Genomic DNA, 19,227 nt, shown 5'->3' with positions numbered 1-19,227 from the left:
GAGTCTGGCTCTAATGAATCACAGCACACCATAAAAGATTGCCGTAAGAGCGGCGTATCGCAGTGCTTTACCTATCGCTATTAAGACCAGACAAGGGAGAAATTTCATTCGCAACCAACCAGCCGCAAGACATAGTGGGTCACCAATGACTGGAAGCCAACTCAACAGTAGCGTCCAATACCCGTAGCGACTTATCCAGCGCATAGCTTTATGACCATGTTTTTCTTGTTGAGTTCGATTCGGTAGAACCAAGCCAATCCAGTAGTTGGTCATGCCGCCTAGCGTATTCCCTATCGTAGCGACCAAAATAATCTCGGCCACTGAATAGTGACCGAGAGAAAGTGTTGCGAGCAGCCCTGCTTCCGAACCTCCGGGTAGCAGCGTTGCACTTAAGAAACCCGTGGCAAATAACACCCACAACGCGGAGTCACTAAACCACAAGGCGATAGAATCTATCATTGCATATCCAGTAGAACCTTACCTCGAGTGTGACCAGTTTCTACTTGTTGATGCGCTTTGGCAACGTCAGTAAATGCAACAATTTGTTGAATTTCGGTTTTAAGTATTCCCACACCGACCATGTACAGCATGGTATCTAACTGTTCTGGATCTGGCTCAACCAACATACCCGTAGCTTCAAAGCCCAAAAGCTTAGCTTTCTCACAAATCAAGTCGGCGCTAATCGTTGGAACGGTGACCACTCGAGCATTGTCTTTAAGGCATTTAAGCGCATCGAGCGCCGCATCACCACCTACGAGATCAATCAGAACATCGACTTCTTCTAACCGCTCAGAGACCGGGGCGAACTTATAATTGATCGCATGTGCTCCCAGTGTCGCCATGTAATCAAGATTACTCTCGCTACAGGTGGTGTAGACTTCTGCTTGCGCTGCAACTGCGATCTGAACGGCCAAATGCCCAACACCACCAGCACCGGCCAGAATCAAGACTCTGTCGTTTGCTGTAACGTGTGCTTTATTGAGTGCCTGAGCGGCGGTTTGCCCTGCTAAAGGCAGCACTGCCGCCGCTTCTAGGGTTACGCTGTCTGGAACCAAGCTCAGTTGCTCGGCTGGAATGGATAAGTACTGACTGTATCCGCCACCTTGAAGGGGAAAGCCTATAAACCCAGCCACATTAGCCCCAACGTCAACACCTTCAACACCCTCTCCCAAGGCTTCCACTACTCCTGCGATATCATAGCCCGGTGTCCACGGCAGTTTGTCTTTGTTTTGCTGCGCCGCCCAACCTAAACCAGCACGAGTTTTCACATCGATTGGATTTACCCCAGCAAAATGCACTTTGACTAACACCTCACCAGCGCCCACGGAAGGTTTATCGGCGTGTTCAATCGCCAAACCACTGGTATCTCCAAACTCAGTAATGACTACTCGTTGATTGTCTGACATACGTTCGATCCTTGCGTACCTAAAAGAAAGGGATGCTCGCAGCATCCCTTTGACTATAAACCAAATTGTTTAAAATGGTGAACCGTGTGATCGCATTTTAAGCGATTCGACCTAGGTTAACTTACCCAACCAGAGCCAAAAGCACACCTGCGGCAACCGCAGAACCGAGTACGCCAGCTACGTTTGGTCCCATCGCATGCATCAGTAGGAAGTTCTGAGGGTTAGCTTGTAGCCCTACTTTGTTCACTACACGTGCCGCCATAGGTACCGCAGAAACCCCCGCAGCACCAATCAATGGGTTGATGTCTTCTTTCGAGAACTTATTGAGAAGCTTCGCCATCAAGACACCTGCCGCAGTACCGATACTAAATGCCACAGCACCTAGGGCTAGAATACCCAGCGTTTCTACATTCAAGAACTGCTCTGCTTGAAGCTTAGAACCAACACCAAGGCCTAAGAAGATGGTCACGATATTGATCAGTTCGTTTTGCGCAGTTTGAGATAGACGCTCAACCACACCCGCTTCTCGCATCAAGTTACCTAGACAGAACATACCAACCAAAGGTGTCGCCGCTGGCAAGAACAAAATTGTCATTGCTAGCACCGCCATAGGGAATAAGATTTTCTCCCCCTTGTTGACGTGGCGAAGCTGAGCCATCTTGATCTTACGCTCTTCTTCATTGGTCAATGCGTTCATGATAGGTGGCTGAATGATTGGCACCAACGCCATGTAGCTGTATGCAGCCACTGCGATTGCACCTAGCAGTTCAGGTGATAACTGGCTAGCAAGGAAGATAGCCGTCGGCCCATCCGCACCACCAATGATCGCAATCGATGCTGCATCTTGCATACTAAATTCCATGCCAGGAACGTAGTTAAGCAAAATCGCACCAAATAGCGTTGCAAAAATACCGAACTGAGCCGCAGCACCTAACCAAAGTGTTTTCGGGTTAGCGATCAACGCACCAAAGTCCGTCATTGCGCCCACACCCATAAAGATCAGTAGCGGGAATATCCCAGACTCGATGCCGATGTAGTAAACGTAGTAAAGCAACCCACCTGGCTCGGTAAAACCAGCATTAGGGATGTTCGCCAAGATCGCACCAAAGCCGATTGGCAATAGCAGTAAGGGCTCAAAACCCTTACGAATTGCCAAGAACAGCAATAAGGCACCCACTGACATCATGACCAGCTGCTCAAACTTAAAGTTGGCAATCCCTGTTTCTGACCACAGGATCAATAAACCTTCCATGGAACTCCCTTATGCGATACTAACTAGAGGCTCGCCAACTTTTACGCTGTCGCCTTCTTTCACATGGATACCTTGCACCACACCGCCTTTAGGCGCTGTCACTGGCGTTTCCATCTTCATTGCCTCAAGAATAAGCAGCACATCGCCTTCTTGAACTTCGTGGCCTGCGGCAACGTTCACCTTAAAGATATTACCTGCAAGCTGAGCATTGATATCTTCCGCATCAGAAGCAACAGGCGCAGCCACTGGAGCTGCTGCAGGAGCGGCCGCAGGTGTCACCGAGGTTAGTTGTCCCTGTGGACCAACTTCTACATCGTAGACCTGACCATCAACCTTCACGCTGTACGCTTCAATAGCACCCGCTGCCGGTGCTGGCGCTGCAACAGGAGCTGGCTCTTCTTTACCTGGTGCCGGTTCGAAAGCATCTGGGTTGTTGCGGTTTTTAAGGAACTTAAGACCCACTTGTGGGAACAGAGCATAAGTCAGTACGTCGTCAATGCGCTCTTCTGCAAGCTTAATGCCTTCAGATTGCGCTTTACCGTAAAGGTCTTGCGATAAAGTTTCTAACTCATCTTCGATTAAGTCGGCTGGACGACAAGTAATTGGCTCACCGCCTTCAAGAACCTTAGCTTGCAGCTCTGCGTTAACATCTGCAGGCGTTGAACCGTATTCCCCTTTCAATACCCCTGCCGTTTCTTTGGTGATGTTTTTGTATCGTTCACCCGTAAGTACGTTAATAACCGCTTGAGTCCCTACGATCTGAGAGGTTGGTGTAACCAGCGGGATAAAACCTAGGTCTTTGCGTACACGTGGGATCTCTTCAAGCACCTCATCAATACGATCAGCGGCGCCTTGCTCTTTCAACTGTCCTTCCATGTTAGTCAACATGCCACCCGGAACTTGAGCGATAAGAATACGAGAATCTACACCTTTAAGTGCACCTTCCCATTTGGCATATTTTTTACGAACTTCACGGAAGTAAGCGGCGATCGGCTCAATTTGATCAAGCTTAAGATTGGTGTCGCGCTCGGTACCTTGCAGCATAGCAACAACGGTTTCCGTTGGTGTATGACCGTAAGTGCAGCTCATTGAAGAAATAGCGGTATCTAGAATATCAATCCCCGCCTCAACAGCTTTGACTGCTGTTGCTGTCGATAGTCCTGTGGTTGCGTGACAGTGAAGTGCCAGTGGGATATCACAAGAAGACTTAATGCTAGTAATAAGCTCTTCTGCCTCGTAAGGCTTTAGTAGGCCTGACATGTCTTTAATACACAAAGAGTGACAACCAAGGTCTTCTAGACGCTTTGCAAGGTCTACCCATGTTTGCGCATTGTGAACAGGACTCGTGGTGTAAGAAAGTGTTCCCTGAGCATGTGCACCAACGTCCTTGGCCGCTTTTACTGCAGTTTGGAAGTTACGTACGTCGTTCATCGCATCAAAGATACGGAACACATCCATACCATTTGCGTGTGCACGCTCGACAAACTTCTCTACCACGTCGTCAGCATAGTGACGGTAGCCGAGTAGGTTTTGGCCACGCAGTAGCATCTGCATTGGCGTGTTTGGCATGGCTTTTTTCAGCTCACGCAAACGCTCCCACGGATCTTCTCCCAAAAAGCGAATACATGAATCAAAGGTTGCACCACCCCAAGTTTCTAAAGACCAGTAGCCGACTTTATCCAATTCAGCCGCAATCGGCAGCATATCTTCGATACGCATACGCGTTGCAAACAGCGATTGATGCGCATCACGTAGGACGACATCAGTTATAGCGAGAGGCTTAGTCATGTTCAAAACTCCTTTTAAGAACTTATTTTGCTGCTGCAGCACGATGTTGATGGACAGCAGCAGAAATTGCCGCCACAACTTGTGGAGCTACAGTAGTGTTGTTTTTAGTATTCTGGGCAGGGCGTGCCAATGGTTTGTTTTCAACCGGTGCGTCAGCTGGCACCAGAGACGACATTAGTCGTACTAGAAAAACGAGAATGGTTAGAAATACAAAGACCACCACCATGCCCGTAAGCATCATGGCTGCCGCATCTCCTAACTGGCTTCCAATATTAGTCATTTTTGCTTCCTTTCAGTGTCATCCTGACAAGATACCAATACCACCCGCTATCTGATTCTTTCTAGCTAGTGACACTGGTATCAAATGTGCATTTTTATTCACGCACAAGGACTAGGATTATCTCGATTGGTGAAAGTTTGTCAATTTTGTTTAATAAAGCTACGGTCGCAGCGCACAAAACTCGCACAAAAACGTGTAATTCACACCCTAATCGAAATGAAACAAGAATACTGAGAGGTAGTTAGAAAAGATTTTAACCAATAAAAACAATAAGATGTAATTAAATAGTTTCTATTATGTTACAGAAATGAAAAAGCCCTGCGAAAGCAGGGCTTTAAATAGTGGCGCGTCCTGGAGGATTCGAACCTCCGACCGCCTGGTTCGTAGCCAGGTACTCTATCCAGCTGAGCTAAGGACGCACAAATGTCATTGAATCGATGGTACTTATTTATCAATTCTGACTCAAATGAGTCAAATAATGGCGCGCTCGGAAGGATTCGAACCTTCGACCGCCTGGTTCGTAGCCAGGTACTCTATCCAGCTGAGCTACGAGCGCACAACAAATTGTTTGAACTGACAAGCTACTAATAAATAGCTTAACAATTCGGACTCTTCAAGGAGAGTCTAGATAATGGCGCGCTCGGAAGGATTCGAACCTTCGACCGCCTGGTTCGTAGCCAGGTACTCTATCCAGCTGAGCTACGAGCGCGCAGTAATCTAGTTGTGGTTAAGGCGAGGCCTTAAAGCCAAAAGTGGCGCGTCCTGGAGGATTCGAACCTCCGACCGCCTGGTTCGTAGCCAGGTACTCTATCCAGCTGAGCTAAGGACGCATCAAATTGGTTTGTTAGTAGCTATGAGCTAATAACGAAAGAATGGCGCGCTCGGAAGGATTCGAACCTTCGACCGCCTGGTTCGTAGCCAGGTACTCTATCCAGCTGAGCTACGAGCGCACAAAATCTTTTTATAACAACCGCTTAAATATACAAGCCATTGTTTTATATAGTGGCGCGTCCTGGAGGATTCGAACCTCCGACCGCCTGGTTCGTAGCCAGGTACTCTATCCAGCTGAGCTAAGGACGCACTAAAGTGTGAAGAATATCACATAAATTTTATTTTGAAACAAAAAAATTGACCCAAGGTCAATAATGGCGGTGAGGGAGGGATTCGAACCCTCGATACGGCTACAAACCGTATACTCCCTTAGCAGGGGAGCGCCTTCAGCCTCTCGGCCACCTCACCGTTATTGTTTCGCTCTCTAGAAAGAGAATGGCGCGCTCGGAAGGATTCGAACCTTCGACCGCCTGGTTCGTAGCCAGGTACTCTATCCAGCTGAGCTACGAGCGCGCAATGCAAGAATGGCGGTGAGGGAGGGATTCGAACCCTCGATACGGCTACAAACCGTATACTCCCTTAGCAGGGGAGCGCCTTCAGCCTCTCGGCCACCTCACCGTCTTGCGGAGGCACATATTACGATTTACCAAAAATATGTCAAACATTTTCTTGGCAAAAATGGCAAAAAACTTGTTGAGCGTTGGGTATTTAACCAAAGCGACGTTATTTTAAACTTTAATGTGCTTTTTTGGGAAAATTTGACCGAGTTAAAATAAAAAAAGACCAGCATTATGCTGGTCTCAAATCTATTAGAAATTGCCGCCGGTAGGTGCTGTGTTGCCCTTCTCAGCTTGAATTCGCATGTAGATTTCTTCACGGTGTACTGAAACTTCTTTCGGAGCGTTAACACCAATACGGACTTGGTTACCTTTAACACCTAAAACAGTTACAGTGACTTCATCACCGATCATTAGCGTTTCACCTACACGGCGAGTCAAAATTAGCATTCTTGTGCTCCTTGAGTCATCTCTATGATTTTTCTATATCTGATGTACTGTACAATCAGCTTCGATTCCATTTATAAAAGTTATGAAACCATAAGCGATGGTTGAACATCAAGCTCTACGTTTGCCACTACAAAGGAATTGTGAACAAGATTCGCTGCAAAATCGAGTTGATCGGGCAATACGAACATTGCGACCGATCTTGGGCTGTTTTCAGCACCGAGCAACTGAACCTCATTCGCCGCAAGTAACTCTTGCATCGACGAAATATGGTCGTTTACGCAGCCACCTACACAGTTTAGTGCACTAATTGCCTGTGTTGCCCTAATTTTGTCAGAAAGAATCAAATTTAACTTGGCAAGTGCATTAGCACTTATCACTGCTGCCATCGATTCATTCGTCTCTATCACACCCCAGACATCAATGCCGAGTAGCTGACATTGACCGGATAAGTTGTGATACTCACTTTTTGCTACTTCAACTTTGACCAAGTCTCGTTGCAAAGCAAGTCCACTAATTTGTTGCTTTGCCTCATCACCAGCCACCAAGGTACCTTCCCCTTCGGTGAAAGATGACAAGACTCTAAGCGCCACACCTGTTCGCCAAGCGTGTTGTACCGATGGAAGATGAAGCACTTTCGCGCCTTTACAGGCCATCTCTTCCATACTTGGGAAGTCGATATGCTTCATGTGCTTTGCGGTTGATACCACTCTTGGATCACAAGAGTAGACTCCGTCCACATCAGTAAAAATCTGACACTCTGCGGCTTTTAATGCCCCAGCCAGTGCAACGGCGGTAGTGTCTGAACCACCACGTCCTAGTGTTGTAATGTTACCCTTGTCAGTAATGCCTTGGAACCCAGCGACGATCACAACATGATCTTCAGCTAAATATGCATCAATGGTCTTGGTATCTATATCATTGATTGTAGCATCATTATATTGAGTGTTAGTCGAAATTCCCGCCTGCCACCCAGTCAATGATACTGCGTCGATACCCCGTTTATTTAATGCCATCGCTAACAGAGACATTGATACTTGCTCTCCCGCCGCCAGCAGAACGTCAAGCTCTCTCGCCGCAGGCACAACATCAATCTGCTGCGCTAGATCCATAAGACGGTTGGTCTCACCAGACATTGCAGAGACAACGACTACCAATTGGTGCCCTTGCTGCTTTGCCTTAATAACTCGCTCAGCGACCGCTTCAATTCGCTCTACCGAGCCGACTGACGTACCACCATACTTTTGTACGATCAGTGAGTTATGCACTTTCTGTGTCACGATTTTTTCTCTTCACCTTCCTGGGGCTTAAATCCCCGTTGTTAAATCAGTGGTCGAGCATCCCCCAAACCAATATCTGCGCACTGGGCGCAGATATTGTTGTGTTAGGGTTAAAGACGCTCAGCAACCCACCCTTCGACAGACTCAAGCGCTGCTGGCAATGCACTTGCATCACTACCGCCTGCTTGGGCCATATCAGGGCGACCGCCGCCTTTACCACCCACTTGCTGGGCTACCATATTCACCAACTCGCCTGCTTTCACTTTGCCAGTTAGATCTTTAGTTACGCCTGCAATCAGACCCACTTTATCGCCAGACACATTACCTAGCATGATAATGCCGCTGCCTAATTGGTTCTTAAGTTCATCAACCATGCCACGTAGTGCTTTGTTATCTGCACCATCAAGCTGGCTAACTAGTACTTTCACACCTGAAATCTCTTTCACTTGGCTTGCTAGGTTTGCACCCGCTTGAGAAGCTAGCTTGTCTTTCAGCTGTTGTAATTCTTTTTCTAGCGCTTTGGCTTTAGTCGCCGCTTCCGCCAGTTTCTCTTCATAACCTTGCTGCGTAGCTTCTATTGCATCTAGAGCCAACTCACCGGTTACCGCTTCAATACGGCGGATACCCGCTGCAATACCGCCTTCAGAGGTGATCTTGAATAGGCCGATATCGCCTGTGTTGTCTGCGTGGATACCGCCACAAAGTTCGGTTGAGAACTCGCCCATAGAAAGCACGCGAACTTCATCATCGTACTTCTCACCGAACAGTGCCATTGCACCTTTCGCCTTCGCCGCTTCAATATCCATCACTTCAGTTTCAATTGCGTGGTTACGACGTACTTGTGCGTTGACCAGGCGCTCAACTTCTTTGATCTCAGCAGCAGTCATTGCTTCTAAGTGAGAGAAGTCGAAACGTAGGTTTTCAGCTTTTACTAGCGAGCCTTTCTGAGCCACATGCTCACCCAGTACTGAGCGAAGTGCTGCGTGCAATAGGTGAGTCGCTGAGTGGTTTAGCGAGATTGAAGCACGACGCTCTGCATCTACGATAGCTTCAACGCTATCTGCTTTTGCTAATACACCTTCCGCTAGCACACCGTGGTGAGCAATTGCATTACCGAGCTTCTGAGTATCTTCTACTTTGAAAAGGCCCGACTCAGTTTTCAGTACACCCGCATCACCACACTGACCACCAGACTCAGCGTAGAAAGGCGTTTCATCTAGAACGATGATCGCTTTGTCACCCGCTGATAGCGCATCGGCTTCTTCACCTTCAACAAAGATAGCTTCAACTTGACCTTTACCTTCTGTCCCTGTGTAGCCACAGAATTCAGTGTTGGTATCGACTTTGATTGCATCGTTGTAATCTGTTCCGAACTGACCCGCTTCACGTGCGCGTTGACGCTGAGCTTCCATCGCTTTCTCGAAGCCTTCTTCGTCGATAGAGAACTCACGCTCACGAGCAACATCGTTGGTCAGGTCCGCAGGGAAGCCGTAGGTGTCGTACAATTTAAATACGGTTTCACCATCTAGTACTTTGCCGTCAAGCGCATCTAGCGCTTCGGTTAGGATTGTCATACCACGCTCAAGAGTGCGACCGAAGTTCTCTTCTTCGATACGTAGTACTTTCTCAACTACCGCTTGCTGCTTTTTCAGCTCTTCGCCAGCCGTACCCATGACTTCAATTAGGGTACCAACCAGTTTATGGAAGAATGCACCTTGAGCACCTAGCTTGTTGCCGTGGCGAACTGCGCGACGGATGATACGACGAAGCACGTAACCACGACCTTCGTTTGAAGGCATAACGCCGTCAACGATCAGGAATGCACATGAACGGATGTGGTCTGCAACAACGCGCAGTGACTGGTTTGATAGATCTTCGTGACCTGTGATCTCAGCAACTGCTTTGATTAGGGTTTGGAATACGTCGATTTCGTAGTTTGAGTGTACGCCCTGCATGATTGCAGAGATACGCTCGATACCCATACCAGTATCTACAGATGGCTTAGGTAGCGGCTCCATGGTGCCGTCAGCGTGACGGTTGAACTGCATAAATACGTTGTTCCAGATCTCGATGAAACGGTCGCCATCTTCTTCAGGCGTGCCCGGACGGCCACCCCAGATGTGCTCACCATGATCATAGAAGATCTCAGTACATGGACCACATGGGCCAGTATCACCCATCTGCCAGAAGTTATCTGACTCGTATGGCTTACCACCTTCTTTATCGCCGATACGAACAATACGGTCAGCAGGTACACCTACTGTCTTGTTCCAGATGTCGAATGCTTCGTCATCAGTCTCGTATACCGTAACGAGTAGACGATCTTTTGGCAGCTTAAGGGTTTCGGTTAGGAATTCCCAAGCGAAAGCGATAGCGTCTTCTTTGAAGTAGTCACCAAAGCTGAAGTTACCCAGCATTTCAAAAAAGGTGTGGTGACGAGCAGTAAAACCAACGTTCTCAAGATCGTTATGTTTACCACCAGCACGTACACAACGCTGAGCGGTTGTCGCTCGAGTGTAGGCACGCTTTTCTAGGCCTAAGAAACAATCCTTGAACTGGTTCATACCTGCGTTAGTAAACAGCAGGGTTGGGTCATTGGCCGGAACCAAAGATGAACTATCAACGATTTGGTGTCCTTTGCTTTCAAAAAATTTGAGGAACGCGTTGCGCACCTCATCAGTGCTCATGTACATGCAGCTCTTCCTAAGAAATAGTCGAGTTAGAATTTTGCCGTATTGTAGATCATGCGCACCGAATCACCTAATTTTCTTAGCAAATTATCAAGTCATACCTTTTGTCATACCAAGCCTATGATAATTGGTCACTTTTATAATCAAAATTGCCAATAAAGCAGATTTGGTATGTCTACAGACTAAAAAAGCCCTAACAACCATAAGATTGATAGAGCTTTTTTGACAAAAAAACAAACAAATACTTGGATTACAAATCTTCATCCCTCGCCAGTGCATAGGCGATTTGCTCAAAGTCGAATCCCCGATACTGCAAAAAACGAAGTTGCTTAGCGTACACTTTGTGATCGCTAGAACGGCCATCAGGAAATTTCTTTAACGCCACTTTACGAGCCAGTTCAAACCAATCAATTTCTTCTTCATATAAGGCTTGCTGGATATCACTGTCTGAAACACGTTTTTGATTCAGTTCTTGGCGGATACGGCGCTCCCCATGCCCCTTACTGACATGCTGCCTCACTTGGCTGCGGGCAAATCGAAGATCATCAAGATAGCCACACTCAGAGCAAAACGATAATGCTTGCTCGGCTTCTTCCTGCTCATAACCTTTTTGGGTCAACTTTTGGATAAGCTCGTACTCACCGTGATCGCGACGGCTGAGTAAGGCGATAGCGGCTTCTTTGACGGAGAGGGTGGGTTTTGGGCGTTGATACATAAGGGGGCTTAGTTAAAGCAAGTAATGGACAGCCTTACCCTTTTCAAGCGGCCGGCGATCCGGGGGGAGTTGGAGGGGGTTAAATGCCGAGTTAGACAACAAATACAAGCATCTCCTGATACTCTGCACTTTAACCCCTCCCAGCCTCCCACCAGCGTGGCCCGCTTGAAAAAGGGAGGAGCTAAAAAAAGCTCTCCTCATTGAGGAGAGCTTAAGAGATAAATTAAAACTCTTCTTCCTGAGCCGCTTCACCATTTTCCGGTTGCTCAGGTTGCGCTGTCGTTAGCAGCATCTCACGTAGCTTCTTATCAAGTTCTTGTGCAACTTCAGTATTCTCACGCATGTACTTACCTGCGTTCGCTTTACCTTGGCCAATCTTGTCGCCATTGTAGCTGTACCAAGCGCCTGCTTTTTCAACCAGCTTGTGCTTAACACCTAGGTCGATTAGCTCACCTTCGCGGTTGAAACCTTGACCGTACATGATCTGAGTTTCTGCTTGCTTAAATGGTGCTGCAATCTTGTTCTTCACAACCTTGATGCGAGTTTCGTTACCTACGATCTCATCACCTTCTTTGATAGAGCCAGTGCGGCGAATATCTAGACGAACTGATGCATAGAATTTAAGTGCGTTACCACCTGTGGTTGTTTCTGGGTTACCAAACATCACACCGATCTTCATACGGATCTGGTTGATGAAGATAGCCATACAGTTTGACTGCTTAAGGTTACCGGTTAGCTTACGCATTGCCTGAGAAAGCATACGTGCTTGAAGACCCATGTGGCTATCGCCCATTTCGCCTTCGATTTCAGCTTTTGGCGTAAGTGCTGCCACTGAGTCAACGACCATTACGTCAATTGCGCCAGAGCGTGCTAGTGCGTCACAGATCTCAAGAGCTTGCTCACCGGTATCCGGCTGAGAAACCAGTAGTGCATCGATATCAACGCCAAGCTTTTGAGCGTAGATTGGGTCAAGAGCGTGCTCTGCATCGATAAACGCACAGGTCTTGCCTTCACGTTGCGCCGCAGCAATAAGCTCTAGAGTTAGTGTGGTTTTACCTGAAGATTCAGGGCCATAAACTTCTACAATACGACCCATTGGCAGGCCGCCAGCACCTAGTGCGATATCCAGAGAAAGTGAACCAGTTGAGATGGTTTCTACATCCATTGCACGGTTGTCACCAAGGCGCATAATCGAGCCTTTACCAAATTGTTTCTCAATCTGACCAAGCGCTGCGGCGAGCGCTTTTTGTTTGTTCTCGTCCATTACTTTCTCCGGTTTACTCATCGATTATGATGAGTATAAAATCGTGACAGTGGAGCAGGACTCCCTGCTCAATCAATGAAAATCATTATACTGTTGATTCATACAGTGTCCATACCTGTATGAAAAAAAATAGCGTAAATGTTATAGCGCCCCACTAAAGAAGTGACTCAGGGCTTAAGTGCTCAAGCAAAACCTTTAGCGCATATTCGGTGACCTGCTGACGAACAGTCGCTCTGTCTCCATCAAAATATGCCGTTTCAATACGCAGCCACCCTTGGTTGTCAGCAAAACCAAAACAGACCGTACCAACAGGCTTAGTTGGTGTGCCGCCACCAGGCCCAGCAATACCACTAACCGCAACTCCAATATTTGCATTGGAATGCTTCAATGCTCCAATGACCATCTGTCCGACAACCACTTCACTCACGGCTCCCTCTTGCTCTAGCTTGAGCTCATCTACTTGCAGCATCTCAACTTTAGCTTGATTGCTGTAAGTGATAAAAGCACGGTCAAACCAACTAGAACTTCCCGCAATATCGGTGACGGCAGCACTAATCATGCCTCCGGTACAGGATTCAGCAGTAGTGAGCACCTTGCCTTTTTGCAACATAGATTGGCCGAGTTTTTCACTTAATATGGTGATGGCTTGCATCGCTCCGCTCCTGAAATGACGATTGACCTCCCTTTTAGCATATACAGATCAGCACTCTGTTTGCCACTGAAAACGTGCCAGCCAGAGTGCTGAATACTCATTGATCATCAATCGAGCGTTGCAGTGCTACCTTTAACTCCTGCTCAGCCTTCTCGATAACTCGTTGAGCTTGTTCACGTTGGGCCCTGCCCTCTTTCACTCGACTTAGGGTGTTATTGAGAGTTTCGATGGTGAGTCGATTCACCGCTTCTAAGCATTCAATATCTAAGATGCCACGCTGATAGTTTTCAGCAATTTGCTCTTCTAGCTGCTTCAAGTTTTCAGCATTTTTTAGATATTGTTTGTTGGTGTAATCCTTAACAGCACGAGTCACATTAAGTGCTTTCTCTTTTTTATGGTTAGAGATTGCGATTAAGAACTGACGTTTCCAGAGTGGTAAGGTGTTGTGCACGATATCTTGGATATCTTCCATCAACATCTTATTCCCCTCTTGCGATAAGCGGATCTGAGGTGCAGTTTGGATTGCGGCCAAACGAGTCAGCTCTAAGTTATGCACGCGCTTTTCAAGTCTTGCGATCACTTGAGTGGCATCACGATGTTTTTGCGCATCCAATGGATCGCCACTTGACTGTGCTTGGGCAAGTAGCTCTGGCAAGGTTTGCTCATTCAGCAGCGATAACTTGTAACGGCCTGCCTCAATATATTGCTCCAACCCTTTCAATAGTTCCAAGTTATGTTCATAAAGCCCATCGAGCTGTTGAATATCATGAGCAAGCTTGTGTTCCTGACCTTCCAGATTAAGCGCCAACTCTTCTAGCCGCTGCTTAACGCTATCAAAACTTTGGGTAAACTTCTTAACCGAATCAAATAGCTCACCAAACAATGGCATCTTAGCTAGAAAACTCTGTTGGCCCAGTTGGTCAAGCTGAGTGCTATCCATCTCAGAGATCATCTGCTGCAAGGTTTGCCCCGCTTCCCCCGCCTCTCTCACTTTGACCTGTTCAAGGATGTTGTCTGAGAACTGGGTGATCTTCTCCAGAGCCTCTTTACCAAAGGTAATCGTTGCCACACTATCAAATGGGTCAAATCTCTCTGCAATAGCAACGACATGCTCTGATGGCTGCTCGGTCGTAGCCTCAGTTACTAATACTTCACTCTTTTCCATGTTTGATTCCTATTGTCCATTATCACTGGCTGAAAAGTTAGCAATATGCTGGTTCAGCATGGCTAGCTGCTGCACCACCTGCCCCACCCGATCTTCTGAATCACCGAGCATTTGATTTCTTTGATAGCCTTGCTTGATCTCTTCCCATCGCTGAGTTTCTTGTGCCGTTAAAGAGCCTCGCAACTCCCCTAGCTTAAGTAGGTTTTCTTCCGCACCAGCGGCTAAGGTCTGCGCCTCACCTTGGTAGTGGTCAGCGATCAAAGTATCCAACTCTTGGTCTGTCATCACCGCCGAGATCTTTTCCGCCAGTTTGTTCATATTGCGGTAGGACCCTTGTAGCTTAAATGGCGGTTCAACTCGATACTCTTCTGCTTGAGCCGCTGAGTAGATGTACTGCTGATTCACCTTAAGCACCACCTGCTGCACCTGGGCCAGTTTGGTCAACGTTTTAACGATCTCATCGGCTTGAGTGTTGGAGTAGGCATGGGCCATTTCACTTAAAGCGATATTTTCCCCCTGTGCCATCCGAACAAATCGGTACAGGTCGTTAAGATCACGAGTAGCCAAAGGGGCTAACACCGAGTTGGAGGTCAATGAGTTCTCAATAAAACTCAACTCAAACGCTTGTTGTTGATCGGAAAGCATATCGCCAAGATTGTAGATATCTGCACGGTTGGCCAACATATCTGGAATGCGGAACGCCTCACCCGTTTCTGTATAAGGGTTTCCTGCCATCACCACCGCAAACTTCTTACCACGCATGTCGTAGGTTTTGTTGCTGCCTTGCCAACACCCTTCAATACGACGAGAGCCATCACAGAGCGAGATAAACTTCTGCAAGAACTCTGGATTGGTATGCTGAATATCATCAAGATAAAGCAACACATTGTTGCCCATCTCTAGAGCAAGGTTGATCTTCTCAACCTCTCGAGCGGCATTGCTATCTGGTGCATCAGTAGGGTCAAGGGATGTCACCTGATGACCAAGTGACGGACCATTAACCTTCATAAACACCAAGCCCAGCTTGTCTGCCACATACTCAATTAAGGTGGTCTTACCGTATCCTGGAGGAGAGATAAGCAGCAGCATCCCCATAAGGTCAGTACGTTTACTCTCACCCAAGGTCCCCATCTGTTTGGCAAGGTTATCTCCAATTAACGGCAAGTAGCTATCGCTGATCAGCTTATTGCGCACAAAGGAAGTCAACGGCCTTGGGGTAAACTCTTCAAGCCTAAAGTCGGCTTTGGCTTCATTGAGGTGCTGGCTACGCTGTTGCAGATAGCGATCATACTGAGGGCGCACAATTTGATGATGGTGATGGCTGCGAGAAAGAAAATCATCCAACACTAGCGTTAGCTGGTCTTGCTCTAACCTTGCATGCTCCCCTAATAATCCCTCAATAGACATAGTGAGTGAGCTATCGCTCGCTTCAAGCTTGATATCTTCTCGACCATCACATAGCGCAATCATCGCAGCTTCATCAACAAAGGCTTCACCTTGTTGATGTTTATGCGTATAGGCACGCAACCACTGCTGGTGATCTTGAAAACCTAAGACCAGATCCTCCGTTGATGGTTTCCAGCCTAAAGTGCGTCTAAATTGCAGGTAATCTTGGCTAAGAGCTAATGCGTCTTGACTGACAACCATAGCGCCTTGCTGTTCACCCAATTGATAGACTAGGTATTCAGCCGCTTGCTGCGAGGCTTGTGTACCCAATTGCTGCTGCAGCTTCTCTACCAGATGGGTAAATGCATCCGCACTGGACAGGTGCTGTTTCATTAACAACGCATTTCGAGCCATAGTTTGGTAGTCAGCACGTAGTTGGCTTGGCTGTTGAAGCCACCACAACAACGCTTGAGCACGCACCGCTTGGCTATAGCGCAGCAGACCGACACTCTGAAAGATAGGTAATACCTTGGTCAAGATCAGTGTGGCATCTGTGTCATGGATACCTTTTATATATCCCTCTTGATAGCGTGGTGCTGCATAGCGCTGAACAACACTGTTAAGCTCTCCCTGCTTGCTTGCCTCACATAGCTGTTCGATGCTCAGCTCGCTTTGGGGGGATTCTGCGTCAGAAAGTATCAAGTAGGCGAGATACTCAGCACGATACAAATCAGCGCTTTCTGATACGACTTCCAATCTCGCCTCTCCATTGAGCTCAGTCAGTATTGAACTATCAATCGGTTGATAGAAGTCAGTACCACTTATATGGGTGCAGGTTTGATGCTGATGCTCCACAATACTGATATCTAGCGGCTGCTGATTGACACTAAAGCGATGCTTTCCTAAGCGCAGAACTTTACCGCCTTGCTCAAAGATATCTTGATTGTCTCTCAGAGATCTAAATGACTGATCCTTAAGACTCTGCAGGCGGCTATTGATATCATCAGCTTTTACACTATCGCCTTGCTCGCGGATTGAATCGGAGAGTTGATTAAGCTTTTGCACCATCGCATCGGTCGCAAAGTAAGTATTCAGTGCTTGCGTATCCTCAAAGCGAGTCACTCGCTTCTCAACACTGTTTAACGTCACCTCTGCGGCGTTGAATAGGTTCTTCACTCGACGCTGGATTGTCGCCACGAGCTGCTGTTTATGGTTCTCTAGTAGTGAGTGGATTTCATCGCGGCGGTTATAGATCTCAGCAAGGAACTGATCGAACTGTGCAAAACGAGATTCCAGCTTATCCAGCAACCCAAGCAGTCGCGCCAGCTGGTTGTCACACTGCTCCGGTGTTTCGGCTTGCTCCATTGCACTGCCCACCGATTGATTGAGCAGCTTGATCTGAGCTCCAAACTCCGCTTTGGCCTCATCGCTTTGCAGCTGTCCGGCTTTATTGCGCAGCTTGGCAGATACCGTATTGAGTCGAGATGAGACCTCGGCCGTTAGCTCAAGGATACGAGTCGCCTGGGTTGGGTCTTCAGTTTCAATCTCAGAAACTTCTTCACTCACCAGTTGCAACTCATCTCGCAGTTTATCAATCTCTGACTGCAGCTTAGCCAGCTCGGATGCTTTATGGGTGTGCTCTGACTTAGACTCAACCGCCTGTAACTGCTCTCGAAAAGGCTGATACGCTTTCTCCTGCTGCAACAGGGATAGCAATCTCGTATTTAGGATATCTCTTTCTTGTTGCAGACTTGTTTGCAGCTGAACCAGCTTATCTTGATCGATATAGTGCTGCTGTTTGAGAGATAACAGTGCCCCTACTTGTTGTTTAACCTCTGCTAACAGAGTTAGCAGCGCAGGCGCTTGGTCACTTGGGGCAAGCTTTATCTTACCCACCAACTCTGCCACTTTGTGTTGCTGTTCAATCAGTGACTTTTCAGCATGAGCTTGCAGCTGCTGAACCTTTACAAACTCACCAATAATGTTGGCGGCAGTTTCCATCAACTGCGCAATGGCTTCCCCTATCCCTTGGGTAAAATCACTCTCCAACCAGTCGTAATGATCTAACGTTGATTGGCACTGTTTTAGCAACACTTCAAAAGCCGTCTGAGTCACTTCTTCATTGCGAGCAAGATGACAAACAGACAGCACCGCCGAGATAGCGCGAACCAACTCAGCGTTACCAAGGTTAAATAGAGGGTTTCCACTCTGCTCTGAGTGACTATTTTTTTGGTTATAGATCTCTTGTGTGGCAAACGGAGTATCCCACACCCTTAACGGGTGCAAGGTTGAGGCTTCTGCATTGTCGGCCAACTGGAATACCAGCATCTTGCCGTCAGGGTAGAGGCTGTAGCCATGACTCTCTATCGGCGCAGAAAACTGCTTCTCAATCATGTTGTAGGTATAGGCAACGTAACTACCATGATGAGCGTTAAAGAACAGATAAAGCATGTCCTCGCCATTCGGAGAGGCTATCTTGTGGAAAAAACGTAATGCTTGCCACGGCAGATCAAACTGTTTCGATTCTCCATTGGCTAGCACATAACCGTGTGACAACAATATGCCATGCTCCTCTGGCAGCGCCTTGCCACACACCTCTAAAGCATCACAGCGGGTCACCGATTGGTTAATCGGATTATAGATAAAGTAACGGTAGGACTTTTCGCGATGTGGCTTGATGCGCAGCGCAATCAGCTCACCTAAAATAGCGTAATCCACCGAGGCATCAGCAACACTTTGATGAGGGTCATCTACCTCTTCGGTATAGATCCCTTGTCCATCACTGGTATTGTTTTCCAGCTTAATGGTGAGATCGCCGCCAACACACTCCACAAAGATCTTATCTTGAATTGAGATATGCGGGTGATCCCCCAGCACGTGATCATCTCGAGTGGTGGCCGTCCAATCAAAATCATGTTGAGCCACTTTGGTCAGAGCGCCATCCCCTTGAGAGTCCAGATAACTGACTTTGTCAGGCTCAATCTGGAAACGAAACACCTTGCGATCATCGGGACGAGCACCGATCTGAAATACCAGGTAAAGCAACCCTTCTTGCCGTGAGATCTGTGCTAAGCGAGCATCTTTATAATAGGTAAATAGCTCGGTCAGCTCTTTGGTAAAACTTGGATCAGCTAAAAAGCTCTCTTCTAGACGACAAGGTTCTAGGCGAAATGTGTCCTGTTGGTGATGTAACTGATAAAGCCCAAAGACATCGCTAAGTGCTGGCACACTTTTCATGCCTAACTGCACTTGGTAGCCAAACAGCAGTTGCTGATTGACCTGAGCCATATCAATAGGAACACAGCGAGCTTCGGTCTGCACATTGAGCTTGCCGACAAGCTCCATCGCTTGACCACCAAACACTTGTTGACGCTGTTGGTTGAAAGCCTGTGTGAGCTGTTTCAGCGATTCGCCTTGCTGAAACAGACGAGCTTTTAGTACCTCGTAGGCACTGCTCTCACTCACGGTTGTTGGGTTGATTTCAGACATGATAGATACCTAGAAGCCCCATACC

13 protein-coding genes and 9 tRNA genes are annotated in these 19,227 nt (G+C 47.5%); all 22 read right to left on the bottom strand.

Going from position 1 to position 19,227, the window contains the following annotated elements; genetic code table 11:
- Positions 1 to 18 precede the first annotated feature (18 nt).
- Positions 19 to 459: a YqaA family protein gene (locus J4N39_RS02365; RefSeq protein WP_252021559.1), complete on the bottom strand. Its 441-nt coding sequence runs from the start codon at positions 457 to 459 to the stop codon at positions 19 to 21.
- Positions 456 to 1,406: an NADP-dependent oxidoreductase gene (locus tag J4N39_RS02360; RefSeq protein ID WP_252021557.1), complete on the bottom strand. Its 951-nt coding sequence runs from the start codon at positions 1,404 to 1,406 to the stop codon at positions 456 to 458. The genes J4N39_RS02365 and J4N39_RS02360 overlap by 4 nt, the downstream gene beginning before the upstream one ends.
- A gap of 121 nt (positions 1,407 to 1,527) precedes the next feature.
- Positions 1,528 to 2,658: a sodium ion-translocating decarboxylase subunit beta gene (locus J4N39_RS02355; protein ID WP_252021555.1), complete on the bottom strand. Its 1,131-nt coding sequence runs from the start codon at positions 2,656 to 2,658 to the stop codon at positions 1,528 to 1,530.
- Between the two features lie 9 nt (positions 2,659 to 2,667).
- Positions 2,668 to 4,446, bottom strand: coding sequence for a sodium-extruding oxaloacetate decarboxylase subunit alpha (gene oadA / locus J4N39_RS02350; protein ID WP_252021553.1), 1,779 nt, complete (start codon positions 4,444 to 4,446; stop codon positions 2,668 to 2,670).
- Positions 4,447 to 4,468: 22 nt separating this feature from the next.
- Positions 4,469 to 4,726: an oxaloacetate decarboxylase subunit gamma gene (locus tag J4N39_RS02345; protein WP_252021551.1), complete on the bottom strand. Its 258-nt coding sequence runs from the start codon at positions 4,724 to 4,726 to the stop codon at positions 4,469 to 4,471.
- A gap of 342 nt (positions 4,727 to 5,068) precedes the next feature.
- A tRNA-Arg gene (locus J4N39_RS02340) sits at positions 5,069 to 5,145 on the bottom strand.
- 60 nt (positions 5,146 to 5,205) lie between these two features.
- Positions 5,206 to 5,282, bottom strand: a tRNA-Arg gene (locus J4N39_RS02335).
- A 76-nt stretch (positions 5,283 to 5,358) separates the two neighbouring features.
- Positions 5,359 to 5,435: transfer RNA gene (locus tag J4N39_RS02330), tRNA-Arg, on the bottom strand.
- Between the two features lie 44 nt (positions 5,436 to 5,479).
- Positions 5,480 to 5,556 (bottom strand) — tRNA-Arg (locus tag J4N39_RS02325).
- A 43-nt stretch (positions 5,557 to 5,599) separates the two neighbouring features.
- A tRNA-Arg gene (locus J4N39_RS02320) sits at positions 5,600 to 5,676 on the bottom strand.
- Positions 5,677 to 5,729: 53 nt separating this feature from the next.
- A tRNA-Arg gene (locus J4N39_RS02315) sits at positions 5,730 to 5,806 on the bottom strand.
- A 66-nt stretch (positions 5,807 to 5,872) separates the two neighbouring features.
- Positions 5,873 to 5,965 (bottom strand) — tRNA-Ser (locus J4N39_RS02310).
- Between the two features lie 28 nt (positions 5,966 to 5,993).
- A tRNA-Arg gene (locus J4N39_RS02305) sits at positions 5,994 to 6,070 on the bottom strand.
- 12 nt (positions 6,071 to 6,082) lie between these two features.
- Positions 6,083 to 6,175, bottom strand: a tRNA-Ser gene (locus tag J4N39_RS02300).
- Positions 6,176 to 6,366: 191 nt separating this feature from the next.
- Entirely contained in the window at positions 6,367 to 6,564 is a 198-nt protein-coding gene (gene csrA, locus J4N39_RS02295; RefSeq protein ID WP_252021549.1) for a carbon storage regulator CsrA, read from the bottom strand.
- Positions 6,565 to 6,644: 80 nt separating this feature from the next.
- A complete protein-coding gene (locus J4N39_RS02290; RefSeq protein ID WP_252023585.1) occupies positions 6,645 to 7,829 on the bottom strand; it encodes an aspartate kinase in 1,185 nt (394 codons plus the stop codon).
- A gap of 122 nt (positions 7,830 to 7,951) precedes the next feature.
- Entirely contained in the window at positions 7,952 to 10,534 is a 2,583-nt protein-coding gene (gene alaS, locus J4N39_RS02285) for an alanine--tRNA ligase (RefSeq protein ID WP_252021547.1), read from the bottom strand.
- A gap of 247 nt (positions 10,535 to 10,781) precedes the next feature.
- Entirely contained in the window at positions 10,782 to 11,246 is a 465-nt protein-coding gene (gene recX / locus J4N39_RS02280) for a recombination regulator RecX (protein WP_252021545.1), read from the bottom strand.
- 223 nt (positions 11,247 to 11,469) lie between these two features.
- Positions 11,470 to 12,510 carry a recombinase RecA gene (gene recA / locus J4N39_RS02275; protein WP_252021544.1) on the bottom strand — a complete coding sequence of 347 codons (1,041 nt, stop codon included), beginning with the start codon at positions 12,508 to 12,510 and terminating at the stop codon, positions 11,470 to 11,472.
- A 154-nt stretch (positions 12,511 to 12,664) separates the two neighbouring features.
- A complete protein-coding gene (locus J4N39_RS02270; protein ID WP_252021542.1) occupies positions 12,665 to 13,162 on the bottom strand; it encodes a nicotinamide-nucleotide amidohydrolase family protein in 498 nt (165 codons plus the stop codon).
- 97 nt (positions 13,163 to 13,259) lie between these two features.
- On the bottom strand, positions 13,260 to 14,327 hold the full coding sequence (locus J4N39_RS02265) for a toxic anion resistance protein (RefSeq protein WP_252021540.1): 1,068 nt from the start codon (positions 14,325 to 14,327) through the stop codon (positions 13,260 to 13,262).
- 9 nt (positions 14,328 to 14,336) lie between these two features.
- Positions 14,337 to 19,202: a DNA repair ATPase gene (locus tag J4N39_RS02260; RefSeq protein ID WP_252021538.1), complete on the bottom strand. Its 4,866-nt coding sequence runs from the start codon at positions 19,200 to 19,202 to the stop codon at positions 14,337 to 14,339.
- Positions 19,203 to 19,227: the final 25 nt, after the last annotated feature.

This window comes from Vibrio sp. SCSIO 43136 (genome assembly GCF_023716565.1).
Taxonomy (GTDB): domain Bacteria; phylum Pseudomonadota; class Gammaproteobacteria; order Enterobacterales; family Vibrionaceae; genus Vibrio.
Note: the sequence above shows the minus strand (reverse complement) of the source record. Positions and strands in the feature narration are given on the sequence as shown.